Origin of the sequence: Anaeropeptidivorans aminofermentans, from assembly GCF_940670685.1 — a bacterium.
In the GTDB taxonomy this organism is placed as follows: Bacteria; Bacillota; Clostridia; order Lachnospirales; family UBA5962; genus Anaeropeptidivorans; species Anaeropeptidivorans aminofermentans.
Map to the genome: position 1 here is coordinate 3,352,841 of NZ_OW711693.1, position 25,259 is coordinate 3,378,099.

Consider the following 25,259-nt stretch of genomic DNA (forward strand, 5'->3'; position numbering starts at 1 on the left):
ATAAAGCAACTCTAAATTGACAAGGCTTTTTTAAGTACTCCGGCTATAAAGGCAATTGGACCCTATATCTATGGAGCATCACGCCTTCACATCAAATTTAATATCTTTAAATGCCTGAGGTGCTTCGCCGAATTTTTCCCCAGGCTCATCGGAAATTAAATTAAAGGCCTTTTCCATTTCCATTACGTCAAGGGCAGTGATTTCATATCCTTTTTCCTTTAATAAATTGCCCAGAATCCCCGTGTTTTTTCTTAAAAGCGTCATGGCTTCCATATTATTCATTCGGAACTGAATATTAAGCCTTTTTTCCGATTTCTGTATGTAAGCTTCTATCCTTCCTATATTTAAGGTATTGAGGGCAATCAGGGCGGATATAGCGCCGCCTTTTTTCTTTGCGGATTTTTCTCCGAAAACATAAAGCTCCCCTTCCATGGGGCCCTTTAATGTGTGAATGGGAATCGGCACATATACACAGGTTTTAATTTCATTTAAAAACTCAATATTTTCTTTAAAATTATTTATGATACGGCTGGCTTCGTCCCTTTGCCCGCCTGATTTTTCTATGATTTCCTCGGCCTTTGAGGCTTTGGTTCTTAAATCATTCAGAAGCTCGTTTATTTCCTCAGGGTTTTCAAATTTCAAGAGGACTTTCTTAATCGCTTCTTCTTTGGAAAGTATTTTTTCCGGCTCGCCTTCTTTTTTCACCGGGAAAGACATTTCTTCTTTTTCATCTATGATGATTTTTCCCTCAATGTTTTTTTCAGCGGAAGCGAGGGCTTTATCCTGCTTTATATTTTCTTTGAATAAGCTTTTATCTTCAGGGGCTTTTTCAGCTTCCATATGAATATCTTCAGGAACAGGCAAATTTATATTTTCGTTTTCCGTAAGGGGAGCTTCTTCCTGATTGAAAGGGGCAGAGGGTAATCCCTGTGTTTTATTCGGCTCTTGGGGAGATGTCTTCGGTATGCCATTGGTATTTAAGGGCATATCTCGATCAGGAAGAGGAATCGTTCCTTCCTGAAGCATCGTTTTAGGAGAAGGTGCTTCAACATCGGCTTCAAGAAAAACAGCCTTAAGGGCATGCTTTAAAGGAGATTCCTCCATATTTTCTATAATATTAAGAATATCTGTAAAGCTTTTTATAAGACCGCTCTCTCCTTTTAAAAGCCTTTCAAGCTTTCCATAAGAAGAGATAGGCATATGGTTTTTAAGCATAAATAAAGCCTTATCTAAAGAAACATCTGGGGAACCGGCGGTCGTTCTGTCCTCTCCGCCTTCTTTAAATAATTTAACAAGCTGGTTTAGTTTCTGCATATTTTCTTTGCTAACAGGCAGCCTGTTTTTTACGAGGCTTAAAATAAGCGTCATATTTTCTTCCGTGCCGGAAATATTAAGGCCGGAAAGAAGCTCTGTTAAAGAAGCTTTTAAGCTTTCTTCCGCCAAAACAGCATCAGAAGCCTTTGAAGAAGCGTTTCCTTTTATTTGCTCCGCAAGCTTTTTAGGATTACTTTCTTCGGCTTTCATAGCTTCTCTTTTAATATTTATATTTCGCAAGGGGTTTATATCCATTTTATCACCTGTGCTTATTTCGTTTTAAAACAGATGTTTATTTTAAAATTGCATTAACTTTTCTCAATCGTTATGAGCATTTTAAGTCAATTGCCATATTAAAAATATCGGCTTTTTCCCTTCGGGTCTTGATATGCTTATTCCTCTACAAAAAGCTGAACCATAATATAGCCGTATTCCGCGCTTTCGCATATGCCGACACCCATTTTATTAAACCTTCTGTTTAATATATTTCCTCTGTGGGCAGGGCTTCCCATAATGCTGTCATGGGCCTTTTCAATATTCTTTCCTCCTGCGATGTTTTCACTTGCGCTGTTATATTCTATCCCCATATTTTTAAGCATTTTAAAGGGTGTGCCGTATTTAGGAGAAAAATGGCCGAAATAGCCCTCTTCCTCTATATCCTTAGCCTTAAGCAGGGCTATTTCATTAAGCCTTTCATCCCACTGAAAAGGTTTTAATCCTCCTTCAAGCCTTGCTTTATTGGCAAGGTCAAATAAAATGCCTGCATCCGAAACCCCTTTGTAGCTGCTTTCTGCGTCCCCTTCCATTTCAGGCTCCGTATAAATTTCTGTCACCCTGACGTATTCTTTATAGACTAATCCTACGGTTTTATCTTCCAGCTGAACAAGATACCATTCGTCCATCGCCCCTAAAATATCAAAGCCTTCTCCCTGATAAATTTCCTTTATGATGCCGTGGCCTGTCCCCGGACCTGTTCTCATATTAAGCCCTTCGGAGGCTACCTCTCCCCGCTTTTCAGGAATGCTTTCAAGACCATATGCAAATGCCCCGGAGGATATTACAAACATCGCCGTAAGGGCAAGTATTACCTTCTTTTTCATTGCGCTTCCCTGCCTTTTCAATTGTATAGTAAAACAAATTAATTACCGTAAGAAAAACCGTATATTTTAAATAGCTTAAATATAGCATCTTTATATATAAGCCGTTTATAAAAATAGATTTTTGTTACTGCCTTGGAATTGTCTTCCTGTATACTGCGGCAAGCTTTAAAAATAACAAAGACATCTGATGTTTTTAAGTCATAACCTATAGCCATGCCTTTACTGTCCTGATATTTACTTTGCCGTAATTAGTATATTTACCATTATTGTGAATCAATGGTAAAAAAATATGCTGGAAATCTTTGGCCGGAAGCAGAATGGAATTATAGCAGATAGTATTTTAACCTTAAAATAAACGCTTTTATTATTTTATGGTGCTGATTATTTATCATTTATTGTTGACATGAGGATTCTTATGTATTATAATGGCTTTTGTTGCAAAGCGCCCAGATAGCTCAGTCGGTAGAGCAGAGGACTGAAAATCCTCGTGTCGGCGGTTCGATTCCGTCTCTGGGCATATACTTGGGTCACTAGCTCAGTTGGTAGAGCACTGGACTTTTAATCCAGGCGTCCCGGGTTCGAACCCCGGGTGACTCATCTTTTATCCACAAAATAATCCTTGTTTTGTGGATTTTTTGCAATTTAAACTTTATTACCTGCACTTTTTCTTTCTAAATTTCAATTTTATCCACAGGCTTTACGTAAATTCAGGGTTTATGAACCTTTTCTTTGTGTATAAACCTGTTGATATGTTGATAAGTCTGTTGACAACTTGTTTATAAGTTGAAGCTGATACTGTTTAAGCTTCTTTCAGGAGGGCGATATGTTAGATAATTTGATTTTCAGTCTAAACGCGGTTATGCCTATTTTTCTTGTTATGGTCATTGGTTTTTTTATTAAACGGGCGGGATTTTTCGATAATACCGGCGCAAGGCAGATGAATGCCCTTGTCTTTAACTTTGCCCTTCCTATAAAGCTTTTCATGGATATCTTCAAATCAGACATGAGCGAAATGATGGATATCCCTCTTATTTTATATTCCGTCTCCACCAATATCGTCTGGTTTTTCCTTATTTGGGCATTAGCCTTATACATAATAAAAGACAGGAATCACTTAGGCGCCTTTATTCAAGGCTGCTTCAGAAGCAATTACGCAATCATCGGTCTTCCTTTAGTCGCAAATATCCTTGACGGGCACCTTCCGGGAAAAGCCGCGGTTATAAGCACCTTCGTCATACCTTTGTATAATATTATGGCTGTAATTGTGCTTACCATCTATGGAAATAACAAGGAAATTGAAATAAAATCCTCAGTTAAATCGGCACTTCGAAATATTGCAAGAAACCCCATGATTATAGGAATCCTTCTGGGGGTTATTTTCTCCGGCTTAAAAATTCCTCTTCCGAAGCCTGCCGTATCCTCTCTTAATTATATGGCGGAATTAAGTACCCCCTTAGCCCTTATATGTATAGGCGGAAGCATCGACCTTTCAAAGGTAAAGGCAAGGTTTAAGCCGGCCCTAAGCGTTTGCTTTCTAAAGCTTGCGCTGATGCCTCTTTTATTTGTTCCTCCTGCCATAATGCTGGGGCTTCCATCTGACAGCATTATTATACTTTTTGTTCTTTTTGCCGCCCCTACGGCTGTAAGCAGCTATGTTATGGTTACCTATATGGGCTCCGACGAAGCCCTTGCATCTAATATCCTGGTTATGACAAGCCTCTTTTCGGTATTTACCTATACCATAGGCGTCTACGTGCTGAAAAGCATCGGAATCATATAAAGCACTGAAAAGCCCTCCTGTTTAATAAACAGGAGGGCTTTCTTTTGGTTACCTGTGCGGGAAAATGCTGGAAATGCTGTTTAAAAAAGATTAAGCACCTATCCAACTTGCTGTTTTGCTGCACTCTGGGGGAATTGAACCCCCGACCTTTCGGTTCGGAGCCGAACGCTCTATCCACTGAGCTAAGAGTGCGAAAGAATCGACTGGAAATTTTTATAAAACCCAAATTTGCATCTGCTGAGGCTTGGACCAAGCCTTTATTGCTTTACCTAAATCCTCTCGGTAGGTACGATGGTCTTTTTCCCATGGGAAGCTACCGCACTGATAGACTTTTTCTATTTTATCATACTTTCATTTTAATTTAAAGGAAAATAGTTTTAAGAAAACAGAAAAACAAAATAAGTAAATTTTTTGACAATATCAGGGGTTCATTAGTATACTTAAAAGGTTCATACGTAATATAAATTTAATAAAAATAGCTGGCAGAAAATTAGAATTTTGACGATATTATAAATATAGTTTATTCATTATAATACATTAAAAACCTTAGGAACCTTCAAGCATGGTGTATAAAATACATTTTGAATTCCAAGCACTTATTTTATGTGTCGAAAGATACATAGGAAAAGTCTTTTGGCGGCAATTTGCTTAAATAACACGATTATTAAGCTATTGGCTGTTTTTTCAAATTATTGCAGGGCCTTTAATTTAATTAAATAAAGCAAGAGTAAGTTCTTGCATGTTCAGCGCAAATTGCTGTAAATTCTTTTACTGCGGTTAATCCGGCTGATATATATCTTGTATAAAATAACGTGAGTTCGACAAAGCGGAACCCCTTGGGTTCGCCAAGGAAAAATCCGAAGGACTTTTCATGTTATAAGCATAAAACTTTAAGTACACCTTCAGGTGTGCGCGTTGCAGTGTTTTTCTGCAAATTTGTGCGAATGTTTCATAAGTTCGATGGCGTTTTTGTACCGCCGAATTTACATTAAAATACTTATTTTTCAGGAGGAATAGAATGAAAAAATTTATTGCAGGGCTCATGGCTTTTATCTTTATATTTAATGGCTTTCCCTTTTCTTTGGTTCAGGTATACGCCGCATATTCGGAGGATTTCCAATTAAATTCAAGGTTTGACATGAATCTTAAAACCATATCCGCCTCCGACAGCCCCATCATTAACGGTATCCTAACCGATGTACCGGCAGATACGGTTACCCTTGATTTCAGCCTTAAGAATATGACAATCGGCGAAGACCTTGTGCTGAACTATGCCCTAGACAGAAATACTTTTATAAAGCTCATTTTAAATAAAGATAATGATGAATATATCACAACCAGATTTGAAATGCTGAAATATGAAGGCAGTGCATGGAACCCCACGGTGTTTGACCCTCTTGTATATTCTTCCAGGGCAAGCAATTATGTGAAAGCCGAGCTCTATGAAAGCGGCGACGGCGACGCCCATCAGCTTATAAGAGAGCCTGCAGACCCCGCCCAGCCTTTAACGGGATATTCCTTTAAATTTAAAGAAGATCAAGGCTTTTCCTTTAAGCTTGGCTCTATGAGTATTTCGTTTAAGCATACGAAAGGCACAGATAATTTCACCTTTACCACCAATCAAATTAAAAAGGGATTTGTTTATAATTTCATACTCACAGATAAAACCGGAGCCATATTTAATTCTTCCAATCAGGTGAAGGTGTATTCCGGTATAAGTCAAGATACCATAGATTTCATTCCCCTTGCCAATGATACTGCCGGCGGTTATGCCGTTATAAAAAACGATACGAATGATACAATTACCAGCCTTAAAAACAATAATTATGTTCTAAATTATAGCGAAACCGGGAATATTTTTCCGGCAGGAGAGGACGTAGCCATGGCCGTCCGCTTTGATATGCCTATGGAGCTTCCTACGGCGAGCTTTTTATCAACTCCGCCTACAGGGCCAATTATGCCTGCCATTGTCAATAATACCAATTATGATATTGACTTCACTCTTTTAATAAAGCATAATCTCAAGGCCTATGATGAAGGAAAGCTTTATATCAATAATATTCTGGACCTTACGGCAAAAGCGTATGCCGATGCATTTGAAATTGCGGAAACTACTAATACAACCTCTACTCCCGCCACGATTCAAGGCCAATTTGATAATCCTGTAAAAACAGCAGGCGGCCCTGTTTCCACCGCGAGGCTTCTTGAAAAAAACAACACTAGGGCGGAGATTGTCTTAAAGGATTTAAAGCCCGGCATGCTTTTTAATATTCAGGTAAAATCAGAGCTAAAAAATACAGTGGGCACTGAAAAAATCACCAATTCCGCCGGTTTTTATACGCCTTTGGGAACGGCCTTTACCTTTCTTGAATACAGGTTCGTTTACGACGGCGTAGAATTTAAAATGCAGTTTGACCCTTACAGCGGCCACAGCGGAGGCTACCGCGTCACAGCGAAGGACGGCGCCACTCAAATACATACAAGCAACGGGAACATCCCCATTACCGCGCCGATCAACAGGCTCCTGAAGGACGATTTCATTATAGAATTTATGCCCGGATACGCGGGCGACACCTTTATCGGCATCATATATTCTGAATGGTCCAGCTTTAACGCGAAAGAAGCGCCCTTGGAGCTCGGGGCCGCCAGAGAGTTCACCGTGGAAAGCCATAACTTGAAGGCCCTCCCAAGCTATGACCCCGGCGAAAGCTATGGTTCAAGAGGAACCCTCGATATGACTTTGAGCTGGCAGCTGGCATTTGCCGATGCCATAAAAAACGAGATAAATAAGCAAACCCAGCCTCAAGACAAGAAATTTAATGTTTCTTATAATTTGTTAAAATCCCTTGAAAATAATCATGAGAAGGCTTTGCCCTTTGCCCATGTAGTTTTGGAAATTTTCCCAGACCCGTCAGACAATGATGTTTATAAGGCAAAATATGAAATATACGATATTGCGGACATAGAAAACGGAGCCCCCAAAGCCGGCGCTAATCCTGTTTACGAAGACACATCAACCCTTGAAATAAAAGACGAAAGATTCGTAGTCACTATAGACCTTAAGGATATTCCCGCCGAGAGAAGAACGGGAACTGTAGAAAACACAGCAGGTTACAAATTTATATATAAAAATATCTATTACCTTGGGGCGGAGACTTTGCCGCCAACCACCGGAATTAAGAAAATATCCACCTTTGATACTATGACCTTAAGCGACATTACGGATATGGAGATTCCGCCTCTTAAAAACCTAAGGTCCGTTTCTGAAAAGCTTGGGGAAACCTCTTTTGAAATGAGATGGTCTGTATCAGGCGAACAGCTTAGAGACTATTATGAAAGCTTCCCCTTTGACATGGATAAAGATAATTTTAAATATCACATTTTCGTATCCCATGATGAAAATGCCATTAAAAAGCTTTCAGGAAAGAAATACGAAGATATTTTATCAATGGTAAACTCCTTTGACTATGCGGCACCTGTTCCTGCCGGAACAAGCGATTATACAGTGGAATTCAGCCAAAGCCAGTTAAATAACCTCAGAGACGGAAAAATTCTTCATATCAAAGATTTAGAAGAAAATAATAAAGCAGATTTTTTAGAAGCAGTAAAAGACGGATTGGATTTTACAAAGTCCATTAGCTTTTTAGGCACCGATAAAAACCAAACTTATTACATATATGCCTTATTTGAAATAGACCATATGGATATTGAGAAGGACCCTGATGAAGAGCTTCCTCCCAAATACTCAAAGCTTTCACCGCTTTTCGGCATAACCACCAAAGGGGATAAAGCGCCCCCAGACGGCACGGATAAAAGGCCCCCGGCCCCTACGGTTTCCATAAAGGATGTGGCTATAGATTCCATGACGGCCTATTGGAAGCATGCAGACAGGCCTGCGGAAGGCTCCAGTGAAAAGATTTACTATGAAGTCATAAGAACAAAGGGCAAGCAGATAGACAGCAAATATCTTGACTCTTATGAGGCCTTTGACGATTTTTATAAAAGACTTTCAAGTGAAATGCCCGATACGGAAAAGGTATTCCTGATTACGGATACGGAAGAAGGCCTTAAGCCCCCTAAAATATTTGACGGAAGAAATTATACCGATTCTTCCGCCGATAAAATGGAAGTCCTTACGACAAAGGCGGAGGTTGAATTAAGGGATAAAAGCCTTTCCTCCAACAGCATTTATTTCTACTATGTGAGAACCGTAAGAGTCGTGACAGACGAAGAGGGAAATACAAAGAAAATTGTATCCGTATGGAATTATAATACAGGAACAACATCAACCGTAGGCATTCCCATAAATCTTAAAGCAGAAAGCTCTGCCTCCGGATATGACCCAAAAACGGAAATGATTATTACCTTTGATGCACCCCTGGCAAGCCTTACGGCTTTAGGAACGGAATACGGCCTTCAATACACCATCAAGGAAGATGACGGAGACTATGGAAGCCCCGTAACCATGGACCACAGCGTCCTTAAAAACGCCGCAAAGGAAGCCGCCTTAAAAGGATATTTTTCCTTTTCCTATAAAATTTCAGGCCTTAAGCCAAACACCATGTACAGCATCAGAGTTCGGCTGATTAATTTAAAATCTTCCGATACTTCCATGTGGTCTAATATTGCCGTTTCCAAAACCCATATGGATCAGGACGACTATTTCAACGATAAGGAAGTCGGCTCATGGCTTGATTATTACAAAGAAAACCTTACGGCACTTTTTAAAAACAATTATTGGGTTACCCAAAACGCTAAGAATAAATTTTCCGCAGTTTACAGGCCCACGATGTTTGAAAGCCTTTTATCAGGAACAACAGGCACAGGAATTGAAATGCCTACGGGAATATTTGAATCGGGGAGCCTTACCTACTATATTCCTGCTTCAAGCATAGCCCAGGCAAATTCAGCTCAAAAGGGATTTGTTCTTGAAAAGGGGAATCTCCAGATTATAGCCTCCCCCGATATGGTAAATACGGATCTTAACGAAAGCATTAAAAAGCTTACGGATAGAATAGCTAAAAATGACATAAAGGATTATTATGTTGTAATGAATATTGAGTTTAGAGCCTATAGCCAAAGCATTAACGGGCAGAACCCTCTTTCAGAAAACATGGTAATCAATTTAAGCGTTGAAGGAAGCACCATTGCTTCTGCCACCTGGGATAACGAAAGACTTGCGGAATATCTTGAAAAAATAGAGAGCGAAGCAAAATCCGAAAGCGTACGGAAAAGAATCTCCTCTATGATAGAAAACAAAAGCGCCAATGAAGATATCGTAAAATATATCTCCTCTCTCGTTTCAGATTTTGAGAAGGATATGGTAAAGAAAAACGAAGCTTCTTTTAAAAAGACATTGAAGCTAAGAGAAAGGCTTCAAGTCTTTGACGGCACAATGATTATGGTCCTCAGGGCGGAGCAGCCGGGGCTTCAGGCCTCAGGCTACCGCTTAGATTCTGTATCTACCCCTTTGCAAACCATTGCCTACGGTACGGGGAAAGCCTTTTACGTAAATTCCCCCGGCTCTTATATCTTTGCAGGCCTTGTCATAGACCTGCAGGGAATGCCGAATCAGCCAAACGCCGGCACGACCTACGCCATTGTGGGAAAATACGGCCTTTCGGAGTTTCTTGGATATAACGGAAGCATCAACACTGCCCAAAATGCTTCAAGAAAAGCCCTTTTAGGAAGCGCCGCAAGAATGGCCGGTGCCCCTCAAGGAAGCGACCCTATACAGTTTTTTAAAGCCAAGGGATATAATATCTCTGGGGCAGGCCTTGACAATATCGCCACAAATCAGGAAACCATCTATATTATCATGGCTGTGTATGAAGCCAAAACCAACACCAAGGTTTCTACCTTAAAAGTCAGAAATTACGGTGTTCTGAACGGTGTATCAGGAATAAACGAAACTTACAAGAAAAGTATCTATGCTGCCTATGAGCTTGGCATATATACAGAGAAGCCCTTTGCCCCAAGAGGCCCCGTATCTATAAAAAATCTGCTCGATATGCTTACAAGGCTTGATTCCAGGGCAAATCTTTAGATTGAATGCATTACAGGCTTTTCAAAATTCTTTAAAAAAGCACTGATGAACGCCTGAACGGATAAGTTTACGCTTATTATAAAATGCCCAGGGCATTTTATAATAAGCAGTTTTAACAAAAAGATTGCATCTTCGTTAAAAGGTTTTTAAAGCACAAGCCTTTTTTGTAAAAAGATACTATGCTGATTTTCAATATGCCGGATATAGTCAATTTGCTTTTATAGTAATATAGCTTTAAGGCAGTAACAAAAACCTATTTTTCATAAACGGCTTCATCTATAGAAGCGCTTAAATGAAGCTATTCAAAATATACGCTTTTTGTTACCCTATTTAAGGTATATTACTATATACCACTGTAAGAATTTGGTTCCAGAGAGCATGAAATAAGAAAAAAGTAAATTGACAATGCTGGTATTTCATTTGAATTTAAATATAGTGCATGAAAGGCCGGTATCTTTTCTTTCAGGCCGTGCCCTGAGTATTTTAAGGAGGACTTCATGAGAAATTTATATAAGAAATTAATACCCCTTTTAATGGCTTTTGTCCTTATCTTAGGCTCTGTTCCGCCTGTACCCGTATTTGCCGCCCCCGGAACATCCCTATCCATTACTACCCATGCTTCCGCAAACAATAATTACGACGTAAGCCTTTCCTTTACCCCGCCTTCTATACCGAATCTGGTTCGATATAAAGTAACTTATGAAAACGTTACAAGAGGCGGTGTTCAGTCCTTTGAAACCAATAATGCGGCAAGCACCATAACATTTACAAGAAACCTTGACCCCGGCTCCTTATATACCTTTAAAGTATATCCCATATCTTATACCACAGATGCCCAGGGAAACACCGTTTACCATACCAGCTCGGAAAGCGCCGGAGACTTTGCCGCTCTTACGAATATCACGGTAGACGCCATAGGCTCCGGGAACTCCATATCTGTTACCTTTGACGTTCCCCGGGTAAAAAATGCAGACTTCTTTCAGCAGTATAAAATATATTTTGCTACTATAGGCGTAGCAAATATGGACGGCAACCTGGAATGGACAAATATGCCTGAAACTGTCGATGCGTCTTCCCTTAAAATAGAAAATAACAAGGCCACCTATACCTATTACAATAGTGCTTTTAAGCCGGGAAAGCTATTCGCCATAAAAGTAGAGCCTGTTCTTAATAACAATGAAAGAGATAATATCTCCCCTACTCAAATAATTTCCAATCTTGGCAGCTTTACCTTTGCAACCGACCGCACCGTGGATTATCACACAGGCAAGGCCTATATCAGGCCCTCTTTAGTCATAAACGACAACAGCCTTACCAATATCGATTTAATATGGGATAGCCTTGATAAAGAGCTTCTGTCATCGAAGCTTTCATCTTTGGATATTTATCAATACACGCCCCATAATAATGTAACTGATAACATTTTGCACCTTGGGAATGATTTCTTCTCAACCACCTCTGTTTCCATACCAAAGCCCGATGCGCCGGTTACGGAATTTTTCATGAGGGCAGTATATAACGACGTAAGCTATAAGATTAAGAACAAATCCTATAACCTCGGCAACGTTACGATAGAAAGCGCACGGGTTCAGTATATGCAAAAAGAGGAAGCCTTTGCCCCCTATAGCCCTCATATATACGATATCAGCCATACGGGAACGACGAACGCTTCCATGGCAATTACATGGGAAGGCTTTTTAAGAAATCCGCTGAACGCCATTGAAGAAGAATACGAAGACACAGGAAAGCATTTCGATAAAAACATCACTTACGACATCTATATCACCGATGATCCTGTGAATTTTTCTTCCATGCGCAAAGAACATGCTCTCTCTCTTTTAGGAACCGGCATACCTGTAGTTAAAATTGATAACAAACCCTATTTTAAATATAACTTTGCAAATTACTACACCAATGACGGCTCAGGGCTTGTTCAAAAGGCCTTTGTACAGAATAAAATCTATTATATAAAAATAGTTGCTTCAAGGGGCCAGGAAACCTCCACTCCGGCCTACGGCTCTTATTACATCATGCCTACGGATAAAATTCCCGTGGAGCCTAATATTCTTGCTTCACCGCCTTTACGGATAAAGGTTTTAAACGGCGCAGAAGTCATCACTGAAAACTCCATTACGGTGGAATGGGACGAGCAATGGATAGAAATTTTCAAGCCGGGCCCATCCGGTAAGCCGGAGGACGGAAAATGGTTTTCAAAAATCGGCATCTCCAACGGCAGCCTCCTTTACGGCAGTGACACCATAAAAGACAGCGATAATATCCTTCTTAAGAACAGGGTCTTAAAAGACGATGGAACCATCGATAAGCTTGCAACCTTTGATAAAATAAAAGAAGCCCTTAAAGACTTCTTTCCTGAATCACCAGCGGACCCTACGAATATTCTTGTTTTAAGGCTGGCAGATATTTCCGGCGTTTCCTATAAACTCCATAACGCGGAATACGCTCTTGTAGGAGATTTGGGCTATACAGAATATTATGATGAAATATCAAGGGCAGAGACCACTTATCAATGGGAAAATATTAGCCCTAAAAAATCCGGCCCTATTACCATGGAATTTACCGTTACTGCAAGCCATAACCCTCCCTTAAACACTTTAAAAGCAGGGACCCCTTATGCCATCTTTATAAGGCCTTTTGCATCCTTCGGCTCCGAGGAAAGGCTTGCATCTTACCCGGCATACGTAACCTCCACCACCCTAACGGGAAGAGACCCTGTTGAAATAAACCCGGTTGTTCCCATTCTTGAGCCTGTTTCATCAACAGATATCAGCGTTACGGTACGCTTTGAATATTTAGATGACCTTCAATATGAATTAAGGATAAGCGATTTATATACGGCCTATTCCACCGGGGGAACCCCTATCACAAACGAAGAGCTTTTGAAAAACGGCATTAAAAAAATAGATACTGCAACAGGAAAGCTTTATATGGAATATACTATAAACGGGCTTTTTCCCGAAACCCGCTATTACTTATGGATACGCTCCGCCTCCGGGGGGAAACAGTCCAACTGGTCTAACCCTATAGAAATGAAAACCCTGGAGCTTTCGGCTCCCGAAGCGCCGAGGGGCCTTGGCCTTGCTTCAAAGCTTAGCGTAAATACCTATAATCAGGAAAAGAAAACCGATTACCTCCCTTCGGATAAGGATTATATTATCGTTGAATGGCTCAGAATAAACGCCGATATTGATTTAGCCCCGAAAGATTCCGAAAGCACAGGGGGCGGCGGAGATAAGACCGCGGCGGCGGAGTTCCTTTTTAATCCTGCCATTAAAGAAAGCTACATGGTTAAATTTAATGAGCTTATCAGCAGCAAGCTTTATTACATAAGGGCAAAAACAAGGCTTACAGTATCAAAAAACGGCATGCTTTCTGAAAGAGCCTATTCCTACATTGTTGAAATAAGCCTTGAGCCGGATTTTAAGGATGCGCTTTCCATAGAGGTTCCCTTATCTGCTGAAATAAAGGAAGGCTCCATCTATAAAGAGTCTGAATGGGTAAGCGTACAGCTTTTTTCTGAAAAAAGCGACTCAGAATACGACGGAGATAAGGACCCTAACACTTATCCTTTGCCCCATTCCGATTTTGAAATCATCTACGATAACAAAACATCAACTTTAACTTATCGCTTCCGTTCAAATGAAACGGGAAAAGACGGAAAAAAAGATAATCTCGTAGATGAACGCTTTATTTCAAGGCTTGTATCAAATAAAACATTCGTATATGAAATCGATATTTCAAAATACAATCATATAAGCCCCTTAAACAGGCAGGTGGAATTTCCATATACCATCATATCAGCTTTTAACGAAAGGAAAATATCTCTTAAAATAAAAGCCGATAATTTCACCGTTACATTCCAGCCGGGAAGCTTTAACACAACAGAGGTAAACGCTCTTACGGGCCTGAATAAAAATGCCAAGGTTCATATTCATTTAAACCAAAACCCCTTTGGCATACCTCTTACGGATAATTATATTTCTTCTCCTCAGAAGCTTTCCACTACAGTAGCTTCTCAGCAAAAAGCAGTAAACATAATAAATTATGCAAAGCCTGTAATGATTAATCTTTCCCTTTCAGGTAAGTTTATAGAAAACGCCACGAATTTAGGGGCCTATGTCATAGACGAAAACACCGGCGGCTGGCAAAGGCTTCCTGCATCCTATGATATTGTTTCAAAATCCCTGAATGCCTCTTCCTATAAGGCGGCAACCTACTCTGCCATAGGCATCGTTACCCCGGGGGCTGTTACGGGAGAAACACTGAATCAACTTTATCGGGTAAATTCAAAGCTTGTAATTGCCGATATGGGCGTTTACAACGAAAATACGGCCCTCCACGCCAATCAGTTTAACCAGATTACAGCGGCAGTTTTGAAAGGAAGTTCTACCGTATACATGAATGAGCCTCTTTCTCAGGAAAATTATGATGCGCTTGGAAAGGGTAAGCTTCTTGTTTCAGGATCCGGCGTTTCCAGAGAAGCCGGAATCAGCGCTCTCGTCCGCCTATATGAAATAAAGGCCAAAAGAGCCGTTACCGGATACCCTTCCTTAAATGAAACAGGCTATCAGGATATCTCGGGGGCCGACGAAAAATACAGAGTTCCTTTATTAAAAGCAGTCGACCTGGGCTTTTACAGAGAAACTTATGCAAAGCCCAAAAATATCATGACCTTCGGCGATTTAATGCATATCCTTGATATTATATTAAGCTATTAGTAAAAGACGGGGTTGTCGCAAAACGAATTTTGCAACAGCCCCTTTTTGTTTAAAGTGCAAGAGCGCTTTAAACGAACTTCTATAGGAATACATAGCTATTCCATCGCTTTTCTTAGCTAAAGCCACGAAATACGCTGTTTTCCTCAATGGAGCAAAGCCCCATTTGCGGAATTAATTTAAAACGCTACGCATTCCTTAGGCTTTCGGCTATATTGAAGTTATGAGTGTTAATTTTGCAACAGCCCCTTTTTTATTCATACACAGGGTACAAATTTAGAGAAGCAGAGTAGAAATGATTTAAATCTTCCCTTTGAGTTTAGAAAGTATCGGTATAGGCTTGCAAAGCAAGTCTATATTTTGTTATTGAGCTTATCTTTAAAACTAAATTAATATATTATCTTAAATATAATAAATTTAAAATGGAACAGGGGCAAAACTGTATCTTCATGTAGACTTAAAAATACATTTTAGAATAAATAAGTATGTTATGAATCGATTTTTGTTACTTCTTATGGGCACTATAAACCTAAAAACAAAAAGACTGCTTTCAAGTTTAATAAGTATGTTTGCACTTTACTATATTTAGTGTATTATAAGAATATTGAAAATTATACTATACCAAGGTGAACGCTATGAAATTGTTTAATTCAGGCTGTATTTTATGCGGCAAAAAATTAATTTATTTTGAGAAGGAAAAGAAGCTCCAATGCCAATTTTGTAAAAACGAATTTACGGCAAATGCCTCCTGTGAAGATGGTCATTTTATCTGTGATCAATGCCACATGGAAAAGGGATATGAGATAATTACCGATTTGGCTCTTTCTTCTGAGGAGCATAACCCTTTAAATCTTGCTCTTAAAATGATGAAAAATCCTTTTATAAATATCCACGGCCCTGAACATCATTATCTTGTACCTGCATGCCTGCTTTCAGCATATAAAAATACTGTAAAAGATTTTGACCTTCAGGAAGGTCTTTTAAAGGCCCGACAAAGGGCCGAGAAGGTTCCCGGAGGAATATGCGGCTTCTGGGGAAGCTGCGGCGCTGGGATAGGCACAGGGATATTTATAAGCATTATAACAGAGGCCACACCTCTTTCTTATGAGCCCTGGGGAAAAGCAAATTATATGACTTCCTTATCCTTAAATGCCATCGCCCGTAACGGCGGCCCCAGATGCTGCAAGCGGAATTCCTTCTTAAGCCTTATAGAAGCCGTTAACTATTTAAAGGAAAGCTTCGGCATTGATTTTAATAGAGAAGAAAGCATAAAATGCCCGTTTTTTATGAAAAATAAAGAATGCAGAAAGGAAGAATGCACTTTTTATCCTTATCATAAAGCTTTATAATAGAATCATATTCAATTTCAATACTGTATTTTCCGTAATACAGTAAATTTATCATGAAGAAGTAGCAAAAGCCTATTCCCTTAAGGCTCAAAAACACGGATTTCCTTCGGAAACGGTACATTTTTGAGCCTTCGTGAATATACGGCTTTGCTACTGTTTAACTTTAAATTTACTATTCACTTAAAAGGAGAAACTATGCACGAAACGAAAATGGAATTAGATCAATTGATATTAGTTGGAATAGATACAGACGAAGGGGCCATGGCGGCCGATGAAAGCCTTTTAGAATTAAAAGAGCTTGTGGAAACAACAGGGGCCGTTGTTTCCGATATGCTTATGCAAAAAAGAGAATATCCCCACCCCGGCCATTATCTTGGAAAGGGGAAAATCGACGAGCTTAAAGACTTAATATCCCTCCATAACGCCACAGGCATCGTCTGTGATGATGAGCTTTCAGCGGTTCAACTAAGAAACCTTTCAAATTTACTGGATGTAAAAATCCTCGACAGAACATTAGTCATTCTTGATATCTTTGCTTCCAGAGCCTCTTCTGCAGAAGGTAAAGTTCAGGTGGAACTTGCCCAGCAAAAATACAGGCTTTCAAGATTAAGCGGCCTTGGAAAAAGCCTTTCCCGATTAGGCGGCGGTATCGGAACAAGAGGCCCCGGAGAAAAAAAGCTTGAAACAGATAGAAGGCATATAAGAAACCGTATTTCAGAGCTTGAGGACCAGCTTAAGCAAATAGAGCTTCACAGGGCTGTTCTAAGAGACAAAAGGGAAAGAAATTCAGAAATTGTCATAAGCCTTGTAGGATATACCAACGCAGGCAAATCCACTCTTTTAAACTGTCTTTCCGATTCCTCTGTATACGCCTCAAATCAGCTCTTTGCAACCTTAGACACTACCGCCCGCTCCATAAGCTTTGGAAACAGCTCCAAGGCAATCCTCACAGATACCGTAGGCTTTATCAGCAAACTTCCCCATAATTTGATTAAGGCCTTCCGCTCAACCCTTGATGAGCTTAAATATTCAGACATTCTTCTGCATGTAGTAGATGCCTCAAGCCCTTCAAGAAGCGAGCATATGGCAGTTGTATATAGCACCCTTAAAGAGCTCTCCGTGCTGGATAAACCCATCATAACCATATACAACAAAATGGACCGTGATGTGGATTTACCGCTTCCATCAGACATTCATGCGAGAAAAGAAGTAAAAATGTCTGCTCTTTCAGGGGAGGGAAAAGACATTTTATTTACAGCCATTGAAGGAATTTTACAGGAAATGCGAATAAAGATTTCAGCCTTAATTCCCTACAACGAAGGCGCTCTTTCGAATATGCTAAGGCAGAAATCCGAAATTATTTCTGAGGAATATGTCGAAAACGGCCTATTTATAGAGGCCTATGTCAACCGTGAACTGTATAACAGACTATCCCCTTATATGGCAAAAAGATAGAAAATCCTACAATTGTCTTATAAAATGTATCCTGCATAATAATTTTATTTTTATCGTAAAAAAGCAAAAAATTTTTTCTCGCGAAATATTTTTTGCTTTTTTATGTGTTTTATAAAAACCTTTTTCGAACAATCATCGTTATATGTCGATTATTTGTCGAAAAGGCGAAAATTGCTAACAGTTTGTCTTACAATTGTATCTTACATATAGTATAATCTTTGAAAAGAGTTTTTTCATTTTTTCTTATTTTATACAATATATTGTTATTTTTCATAATCTGACGTCTATATGTATTTTTAGAGATGTATTTTCATAAAAATACAAATTAATACAAATTAGTACATCTTAAAATCTCATTATTTCGAACAACGTTTGGATTAGGCATCCGTGATATATAGCGATCCGATAATATTTGTTGGGAGGGATATCATGTTTCAAAAAAATATTGTGCGAAGCAGTGAGGCCGTAACCTGTGAAGGAAAGGAAATCCTCCTCGTATATTCTCTTATAGCAGAATTCAGCGACACCATGTTTTCAAACGAGTCCCCTACAGGTCTTGTTTTTGGAGTTTCCGTAGAAAAGTACGCCGCCGACTGCCAATACTCAAAATTTGAAGAATCTGAAGTAGTCAAGAAGATAACCTACGACAAAAACTTTGCCCTTTCTTTAATAGACATCCTTGCAGACAATACCGTAACCCCTATGAGTCTCATAAATATCATTGACGACCTTGTTTCTGAAGTAATTGATACTGACAGTGTCAGCTACAGCATGGCTAATTAGCCAGTATACTTCTTAAGTTTTGATCTTATAGTCCCTTGAAAATATACTGTAATCTTATAAAGCAAACAGTCTGCATTGCGGCTTCATGTTTCACAATAAAATTTCTTAATTGTCTTCTATGATAGCCGTTAAAACCGGCTCTATTCCTAAAAATCATCTTAAAACCTCTTTATCACGATATTATAAGAATATAGCCTGACCTTATTTTATGCTAAGCCGGTTTGAAAGCTTTTTTAAGTGAACTTCCCCCTAAACTTAAAGAAGCTTTCCCTGAGTCATCAAAGTTTAAAAGAAGCCTTTATGAATTAAGCCCTATTTTAAAATAATAGCTTAAATTCATAAATCTTAAATTGATAGCGATGACTAACCCTTCCTTAATAGTTAACAAACTTGAGTTCAAGTTTGTTAACTATATAAAAAACAGCTTATACTCATCCAGATATTTTATCAAGATATTGATATACAGGGTGTATTGCTTTAATATCATTAAACACACTATCTACAAGCTCAGGGCTATACAAAAGCTCGTCGTTTCCGCAGCTTTTTATGAAAGTAAGGCTTTTTCTTTGCAGCCAGTCATTTTTTTCCTCTGGAAGCTCCGGAAAAAAAATTTTTTTATACATATCTCCTTCAAGCTCAAAGGCATTTTGCTTTTTATAGGCCTTTAACGCTTCCTCAAAGCCAGCGGCTCCTTTAGCCATAGATCGAGCCCTCAGAAGACCCATTCCCCCCGGCCCCGGCCAGAAGCCAAGCCCATACATATAACCGTCGGGGGTTATTTCAAAAAAGTAATTGGGCCTATGATATTCTATGGTTGAAATATTGCCCTTTCTTAAAAAAAACCATTTGCTTTCCTTATAGGGAGATTTATTTTTTGAAAAGCGTATATCTCTGTTTGCCCTGGATATTTTTATTTCATCGCCGAAATCCTTGTCCATATCTTTAATTTTATCAAGAAGATTTTCGGCTAAAAGCTTTATCGGCTCATGAACATAAGACGCATATTCGTCTTTTATACTATGAAAAAACTCTTTATTATTATTAAATCTTATTTCTAAAAGAATTTTTGTGCTTTTTTGATAAAATCCTTCAAATTTCATTCATTATTCACCAACCTAATATAATTTCTCCGGTGGATAAAAATAATAAGTTATCCACATTATCCACAGAGTTATTCACAAGCTTAATAAATCAGCCATTTATTTTTGTTGATACTGTTCTTAAATATGTGGATATGCTCTGCATAACATTTTTGTTAAATTTGACGTTGAAATATTAAAAATATTACTGTATTAATTTAAGTAAAGCCAAAGGCTTCTTTGCTCAGTATAGTAAATTAAATTGAAAATACTTCTTGTCAATTTACTTTTACTTTATTTTATAATGTCCAGAGCTTCTTTTGTATCATCGGAACAAAATTTAACTCACTATAAGGGCTCTTACTTAAAAATAATTTGCAATAAGCCCATTATCTATTCGGTTCTTCCGTGATTTTAAAACTAAAGTTCAAAACGCCGTAAGCTCTAGGCTTAGCGGCGTTTAATCTTCCTCTGCAGAATAAATATGTCCTGTCTTACTCAACGTTTGAATTTTTATAGCCGAATTTTTCCGTAAGAAATTCTTCCAGCTTGGAAGCCGTTTCAAGGCTCATGGCATGTTCAAGAAGGCATGCTTCCCTTTCGCTGGTCTTTTCATCAACACCTAAGTAATTTCTTAAAAAGTCCCTTAAAAGAATATGCCTTTTAGCAACGTCTGCGGCAACCTTTGCCCCCTTTTGGGTAAGGCTTAAAAGGCCGTAATGCTCATGGTTTACAAGCCCGTTTTCCTTTAGGATATTAATCGCCTTATTGACGCTGGGCTTTGAAATATCAAGCTCCATAGCAACATCTGTAACTCTTACATTGCCGTTTCTTTTTTGAAGAAAATAAATTGCTTCAAGATAGTCTTCCAATGAAGGTGTAATGTTGAAATCATTTTTCACTGTATCATCTGCCTTTCCTTAAATCCTTCGCTTTTATCTATTCCCCCGTAACCAATCATAAAAGCGCTGGATTAATTATACCATAAGCATGGTTCTGCTTATACATTGCCAACCGATAGAAATACATCTCTAAATAAAATGAAGTAAACCTTCATTTATATTTTACCACAAAGGAGTGCTTCACTCCTATATTTCTTTTTAAGAAATATTATTTGTAAAGACAAATTATTTTTTAAAGGTCTTATCTTATGCGAAATACAAATATAATACATATTTGTATTTTTCTTAAATAAAAAAGACAAGCCCATTTTTATATTGTATTTTTTAAAGGATTGTTTTTTATCGATAAAACAATTTATCGCCTTCGTATTAAACTCTATTAAATGAGTATAAATCCCTCTTTATAATAGGGGACAAGGGGTATCATATCCCTTTGAAGGCAGTATTCAACATCTTTTTCATACCCTTCTTTCATTAGGGCATTATAATGCCGGCAGTTTTTAAGCAAATGCCTTAAGTCTCCTTTGCCACTTTTATAATATTCAAGAGAAATCGCCGCGGAATCACTAAGCTCTGCTTTTTTATTAGAAAGGATATATTCTATGGCAGCTCCTGCACAAAGAGTATCGTCTATGGTAACCTTCCCCGCTGTTCCGGCACAGGCAAGAATGAGGGCACTGCTTCTTTCCATGAAAATATCACAGGCAGCGCTAAGGTTCAGAAAGCTTAAAATATAGATATTTTCAGAGCCTTTTGCATTTTCTATGGCCTGAGTTCCGTTAGTTGTGGTAAACCCTATGGGCTTTCCTTTGACGAACTTATATTCCAGCGGAGAATTGCCAAAATCAAATCCTTCGATTTTAACTTTATTTCTTTCTCCCCCTAAAAGGGCCTGACCTCCGGTGCTTTTTCTGAATTCCAAGGCTTCTTCTATGGTTTTAAAAGGCTTTATATATTCTGCCCCATTATTCATGGCAGTAGTAATAACGCTTGTGGCTCGGAATACATCTATGACAGCAGTGTCTTTTCCTTTAAGCTCCGTATTTAAAAGCCCGTCTGCCGTAAAAATAACATCAATATACATACGCCGCCTCCATACGTAAAAATTTTAGCTAACTATAATATAGCACACTTCTTCTCTTCTTTCAAAATAATAAAAACGCTCTGGCTCTTAATAAATCTAAAATATCAATAAAAGATAGATGCATTTTCTAATAATTTCTTATTTTAAGACTTCCTTATTCGTTGCATCGTTTCTATATATAGAAGTATTTCTTTTAATTTTTCTTACGATGTAGGAATACCGCCTTTCAATGTGATATACTATAAAGAAATAAAGCTTTGCTTGATTTTCTTCATAAAGGCATTTCATAAGAAAAATGCAGGAAGGAAACAGGGTTATATAGAATCGTAATAAAATGGAAATCCTATACTTATTGCATTTAATATGAAATATATAATCCAATTATGGCGTTTTAAATTCCCTGTTAATCTTACTTTAAAGGGATTTTAAAAAATCTACCTCCAAGGAGGCTTTATGCTTACAAATATTTTAAGTCTTCTTTTTCAAATAACGTTTTTTGTTAATATTATCTTTGCTGCAATCATCGTTTTCCTTGAACGGAAAAACCCTGCCGTTACATGGGCATGGCTTATGGTTGTGCTTATATTTCCCTATATTGGCTTTATCGTATACCTGATTCTTGGTATGGAGCCGAAAAAGCACAAAACCTTTTTTGAAAAGTCCAAGGAAGACGAAATTATCCTTAAAAATTATGCTCTTTTGGACATTAATAAGGATACCCTCATTAAAAAGCAAAGAAGCCTCATGAATAAAAAAAATATCATGGATATTACAGGAACGGCTCATTTAAATGATTTGGTATATCTTAATCTTATGTCCGGAAACGCTCTATACACCTGCAATAACAGTATCGATATATTTCATGAGGGAAATTCAAAGTTTGAAGCCATGTTAAAGGATATAAAAAATGCCAAAAGCTTCATACATCTGCAATATTATATCGTTAGAAACAGCGATATTTCCAAAAGACTTATAGATGCCCTTTCTGAAAAAGCCCGTGAAGGAGTGGAAGTAAAGCTTCTTATAGACGGTATGGGCTCCCTTGCGACCCCTAAAAAGCTTTATGAACCCTTAATAGAAGCAGGGGGCAAGCTTGGAATATTCCTTCCGCCTTATTTCGTAAGAATAAATTACCGTAACCACAGGAAAATCTGCGTTATAGACGGTCTGTACGGCTACGTAGGCGGCCTTAACATAGGCGATGAATATTTAGGAAAGTCAAAACGCTTCGGCAATTGGAGAGACTGCCATATCCGCATCGAAGGGGACGGCGTTCATTCCCTCGAAACAAGGTTTATAATGGACTGGAATTATTATGCGCCCCATGCAAAGGTAGAAGTCAAGAGTATGTATTTTCCTTCTGTAAAAAGGCCTAAGGGTGTAAGTATGCAGGTCGTTTCCAGCGGACCCGATACAAAATGGCCCGCAATCCACGATAGCTTTATTAAAATGATTTCAGAAGCGAATAAATCCATTTATATACAGACGCCTTATTTCGTTCCCGATGATACCATATTGGAGTCTCTTCGCATAGCGGCCCTTTCGGGAATCGATATCCGCATCATGATTCCTGCTCATCCGGACCATCCCTTTGTCTACTGGGCGGCTCTCTCTTACCTGGGAGAACTTCTGGATGCGGGAGTTAAATGCTATCAGTATGAAAACGGCTTTGTCCATTCAAAGCTTGTGATGATAGATTCTCTTATTGCAAGCGTCGGAACGGCCAATCTTGACATACGCTCCTTTAAGCTTAATTTTGAGATTACGGCCTTTATATATGACAGCGATAAAACCAAGGCTTTTGAAAAGCAGTTTCTTGAAGATATGAACCATTGTACCCAGATTGACTTTGAATATTATAAAAACCGTTCCACTATGACTAAAATAAAAGAAGCCGTATCAAGGCTCCTTTCTCCTCTTTTATAAATACAGTAAACTTAAAATTTAACGGTAGCAAAAACCATATATTGCTTGGCCAAAAATAGAAGGTTTTTGAAAATCTATATCTTTTAGCCAGACAACTAGGTTTTAGTTATCTCTTTAAGTGAAAGTTTTTTTATATATTTTTATGGGGTAGGGCATCTCTGCCTTATCCTTATTTCAGGTAAATTTTCTAAGGATGTGTTTGAATGAAAGAAAGATTTTGTTCCGAATTTTATATTGATTATCAGGGGGTAGACGAAAATCTTTGTACAAGCTTTCCAAGGCTTATGGGATATATTCAGGAGACTTCCCTCTTACATACGGAAAATTCGGGATACTCCATGAGCTGGTTTGCGGAAAATGAAAAGGCTTTTATACTTACCAACTGGGAAATTGAATGTATAAAGCTCCCCAAATGGGGCGATAAAATTAAAATATACACATGGCCTTCTTTTTTCAAAGGAATCTTGGCCACAAGAAGCTTTATAGCTTTTGACGAAGACGAACATGTTCTTCTCAAAGCGGATTCTCAATGGATTTATACAGACCTTATAAAAAAGAAGCCCTTAAAAATACAAGAAGATATGGTTAAAAATTACGGTGCCGTATACCCCGGGCATTTTGAAAAGGAGAACTTTCCTGATTTGGAAGGGTATTCTTTGGTAAATTCATCGATGGAAAAAGTAAAAAGAAGTGACACGGATTCTAATCACCATGCAAACAATGTAAGCTATATCCGCTGGATTACAGACAGTATAGCTGATGAAATATATAACAGCAGAAGCTTAAATAAAATAAGCATAAAATATAAGAAAGAATGCAAGCTTAACGATAATATTGTAATAGAAAATTATGCGAAAGACGATTCCTTTTTAGATTTTGTAACCATCGTCAGAGAACCTGAAGATAAAGATGCAGTACACTGCATAGCTCGAAGCCTATGGAATAAAATAAATTGAGTTTTAAAACCCTTAATACCTATTTGAAATGAATTTAATTTTTATGAATACAGCCAATAGCTTATGCTGCTTTATGCTATAGTCAATTTGCTTTTATTCTATTGTAAGTAATAAGCTAGAGAGAGTATAAAAGATACTAGGGCATGTCTGAAAGCTCCAAACTCTAGGATTTGCCATAAAAGTGCAGCTTCATCGTCGTAAATCCTCAAAATATGCCGTACAGGTTTACCCTGGGTAAACCTGCACGCTCAACATTTTTGCATAAAGCAAAAATGTAAATGCATGCTATCTTTGCGGTTTTCTCCTCGAATTCACACTTCCTTACAAACAATACCTTTTTAGCTTACAAGCTGAAAAATGTATTTCTGCTGTAAAATATAAATAAACTTTAGTTTATTTATTATTCTTGTCGGTTTGACCGTTTTCAGACACTGCCTAGGCAAATTTCAAAAATTACTTACAGGTCTATGCCTGTGTAATTTTTAAAGCGTGGGCCCTTTTAAAGCAGGCAAATACCTTTTTGTTTTTGTTCAATTTTTAAAAAACAAATTGACAATGCTTTTATTTCATATAGATTCAGGGCATTATAAATCAAGTGGAATCTAAGTATAAAAATATGCTTCTTCTCACCGGCGTATCTGTATCTTCAGCTATGAACAAATATTGATTTTCACTTATCGCTTTCAATTTACTATAAATTTTAATACTGTGGTTTTACGGATTATACCTATAAAAATAAAATTCGGATTCCT

The 25,259-nt window shown here is 38.2% G+C and carries 13 protein-coding genes and 3 tRNA genes; 10 read left to right on the forward strand and 6 right to left on the reverse strand.

What is annotated here, in order from left to right; translation table 11 throughout:
- Window positions 1–78: 78 nt before the first annotated feature.
- Both fliK and NBX03_RS14230 read right to left on the reverse strand, forming a co-directional pair.
- Window positions 79–1,569 carry a flagellar hook-length control protein FliK gene (gene fliK, locus NBX03_RS14225; RefSeq protein ID WP_250228436.1) on the reverse strand — a complete coding sequence of 497 codons (1,491 nt, stop codon included), beginning with the start codon at window positions 1,567–1,569 and terminating at the stop codon, window positions 79–81.
- A 137-nt stretch (window positions 1,570–1,706) separates the two neighbouring features.
- Entirely contained in the window at window positions 1,707–2,414 is a 708-nt protein-coding gene (locus NBX03_RS14230) for a CAP domain-containing protein (protein ID WP_250228437.1), read from the reverse strand.
- 444 nt (window positions 2,415–2,858) lie between these two features.
- Between NBX03_RS14230 and NBX03_RS14235 the strand changes: the two genes are divergently transcribed.
- The 3 genes from NBX03_RS14235 (at window position 2,859) to NBX03_RS14245 (ending at window position 4,194) form a co-directional block, all read left to right on the forward strand.
- Window positions 2,859–2,931: transfer RNA gene (locus tag NBX03_RS14235), tRNA-Phe, on the forward strand.
- A 7-nt stretch (window positions 2,932–2,938) separates the two neighbouring features.
- A tRNA-Lys gene (locus NBX03_RS14240) sits at window positions 2,939–3,011 on the forward strand.
- Window positions 3,012–3,237: 226 nt separating this feature from the next.
- On the forward strand, window positions 3,238–4,194 hold the full coding sequence (locus NBX03_RS14245) for an AEC family transporter (protein ID WP_250228438.1): 957 nt from the start codon (window positions 3,238–3,240) through the stop codon (window positions 4,192–4,194).
- 119 nt (window positions 4,195–4,313) lie between these two features.
- Here the strand turns inward: NBX03_RS14245 and NBX03_RS14250 are convergent.
- Window positions 4,314–4,386 (reverse strand) — tRNA-Arg (locus tag NBX03_RS14250).
- Window positions 4,387–5,212: 826 nt separating this feature from the next.
- Between NBX03_RS14250 and NBX03_RS14255 the strand changes: the two genes are divergently transcribed.
- The 5 genes from NBX03_RS14255 (at window position 5,213) to NBX03_RS14275 (ending at window position 18,560) form a co-directional block, all read left to right on the forward strand.
- A complete protein-coding gene (locus NBX03_RS14255; RefSeq protein ID WP_250228439.1) occupies window positions 5,213–10,240 on the forward strand; it encodes a hypothetical protein in 5,028 nt (1,675 codons plus the stop codon).
- 497 nt (window positions 10,241–10,737) lie between these two features.
- Window positions 10,738–14,976, forward strand: coding sequence for a fibronectin type III domain-containing protein (locus NBX03_RS14260; RefSeq protein ID WP_250228440.1), 4,239 nt, complete (start codon window positions 10,738–10,740; stop codon window positions 14,974–14,976).
- Window positions 14,977–15,608: 632 nt separating this feature from the next.
- Window positions 15,609–16,322 carry a DUF5714 domain-containing protein gene (locus NBX03_RS14265; RefSeq protein WP_250228441.1) on the forward strand — a complete coding sequence of 238 codons (714 nt, stop codon included), beginning with the start codon at window positions 15,609–15,611 and terminating at the stop codon, window positions 16,320–16,322.
- A gap of 195 nt (window positions 16,323–16,517) precedes the next feature.
- Window positions 16,518–17,777, forward strand: a complete 1,260-nt coding sequence (hflX, locus tag NBX03_RS14270; RefSeq protein ID WP_250228442.1) for a GTPase HflX — start codon at window positions 16,518–16,520, stop codon at window positions 17,775–17,777.
- 429 nt (window positions 17,778–18,206) lie between these two features.
- The gene (locus tag NBX03_RS14275; RefSeq protein ID WP_250228443.1) at window positions 18,207–18,560 is read left to right on the forward strand and encodes a DUF6514 family protein; all 354 of its coding nucleotides are present in this window, start codon (window positions 18,207–18,209) and stop codon (window positions 18,558–18,560) included.
- Between the two features lie 431 nt (window positions 18,561–18,991).
- Here NBX03_RS14275 and NBX03_RS14280 read toward each other — a convergent pair whose 3' ends face one another.
- The 3 genes from NBX03_RS14280 to NBX03_RS14290 form a co-directional block, all read right to left on the reverse strand.
- Complete coding sequence (locus NBX03_RS14280; protein ID WP_250228444.1) at window positions 18,992–19,660, reverse strand: DUF2461 domain-containing protein; 669 nt, start codon at window positions 19,658–19,660, stop codon at window positions 18,992–18,994.
- Window positions 19,661–20,133: 473 nt separating this feature from the next.
- On the reverse strand, window positions 20,134–20,541 hold the full coding sequence (locus tag NBX03_RS14285) for a metal-dependent transcriptional regulator (RefSeq protein ID WP_250228445.1): 408 nt from the start codon (window positions 20,539–20,541) through the stop codon (window positions 20,134–20,136).
- A 379-nt stretch (window positions 20,542–20,920) separates the two neighbouring features.
- Window positions 20,921–21,625, reverse strand: a complete 705-nt coding sequence (locus NBX03_RS14290; protein ID WP_250228446.1) for a 2-phosphosulfolactate phosphatase — start codon at window positions 21,623–21,625, stop codon at window positions 20,921–20,923.
- A 453-nt stretch (window positions 21,626–22,078) separates the two neighbouring features.
- Here NBX03_RS14290 and cls point away from each other — a divergent pair, with 453 nt between their 5' ends.
- On the forward strand, window positions 22,079–23,551 hold the full coding sequence (gene cls / locus NBX03_RS14295; protein WP_250228447.1) for a cardiolipin synthase: 1,473 nt from the start codon (window positions 22,079–22,081) through the stop codon (window positions 23,549–23,551).
- A gap of 203 nt (window positions 23,552–23,754) precedes the next feature.
- Window positions 23,755–24,507 (forward strand): acyl-[acyl-carrier-protein] thioesterase, encoded by a 753-nt coding sequence (locus NBX03_RS14300; RefSeq protein ID WP_250228448.1) that lies wholly within the window; start codon window positions 23,755–23,757, stop codon window positions 24,505–24,507.
- Window positions 24,508–25,259 lie beyond the last annotated feature (752 nt).

Excerpts from the sequence above, each read along its gene's own strand:
- NBX03_RS14280 (WP_250228444.1), bottom strand. The coding sequence starts at position 19,660 with ATGAAATTTGAAGGATTTTATCAAAAAAGCACAAAAATTCTTTTAGAA.
- NBX03_RS14260 (WP_250228440.1), top strand. The coding sequence starts at position 10,738 with ATGAGAAATTTATATAAGAAATTAATACCCCTTTTAATGGCTTTTGTC.
- NBX03_RS14230 (WP_250228437.1), bottom strand. The coding sequence starts at position 2,414 with ATGAAAAAGAAGGTAATACTTGCCCTTACGGCGATGTTTGTAATATCC.
- NBX03_RS14245 (WP_250228438.1), top strand. The coding sequence starts at position 3,238 with ATGTTAGATAATTTGATTTTCAGTCTAAACGCGGTTATGCCTATTTTT.
- cls (WP_250228447.1), top strand. The coding sequence starts at position 22,079 with ATGCTTACAAATATTTTAAGTCTTCTTTTTCAAATAACGTTTTTTGTT.
- hflX (WP_250228442.1), top strand. The coding sequence starts at position 16,518 with ATGCACGAAACGAAAATGGAATTAGATCAATTGATATTAGTTGGAATA.
- NBX03_RS14265 (WP_250228441.1), top strand. The coding sequence starts at position 15,609 with ATGAAATTGTTTAATTCAGGCTGTATTTTATGCGGCAAAAAATTAATT.
- NBX03_RS14290 (WP_250228446.1), bottom strand. The coding sequence starts at position 21,625 with ATGTATATTGATGTTATTTTTACGGCAGACGGGCTTTTAAATACGGAG.
- NBX03_RS14255 (WP_250228439.1), top strand. The coding sequence starts at position 5,213 with ATGAAAAAATTTATTGCAGGGCTCATGGCTTTTATCTTTATATTTAAT.
- fliK (WP_250228436.1), bottom strand. The coding sequence starts at position 1,569 with ATGGATATAAACCCCTTGCGAAATATAAATATTAAAAGAGAAGCTATG.
- NBX03_RS14300 (WP_250228448.1), top strand. The coding sequence starts at position 23,755 with ATGAAAGAAAGATTTTGTTCCGAATTTTATATTGATTATCAGGGGGTA.
- NBX03_RS14275 (WP_250228443.1), top strand. The coding sequence starts at position 18,207 with ATGTTTCAAAAAAATATTGTGCGAAGCAGTGAGGCCGTAACCTGTGAA.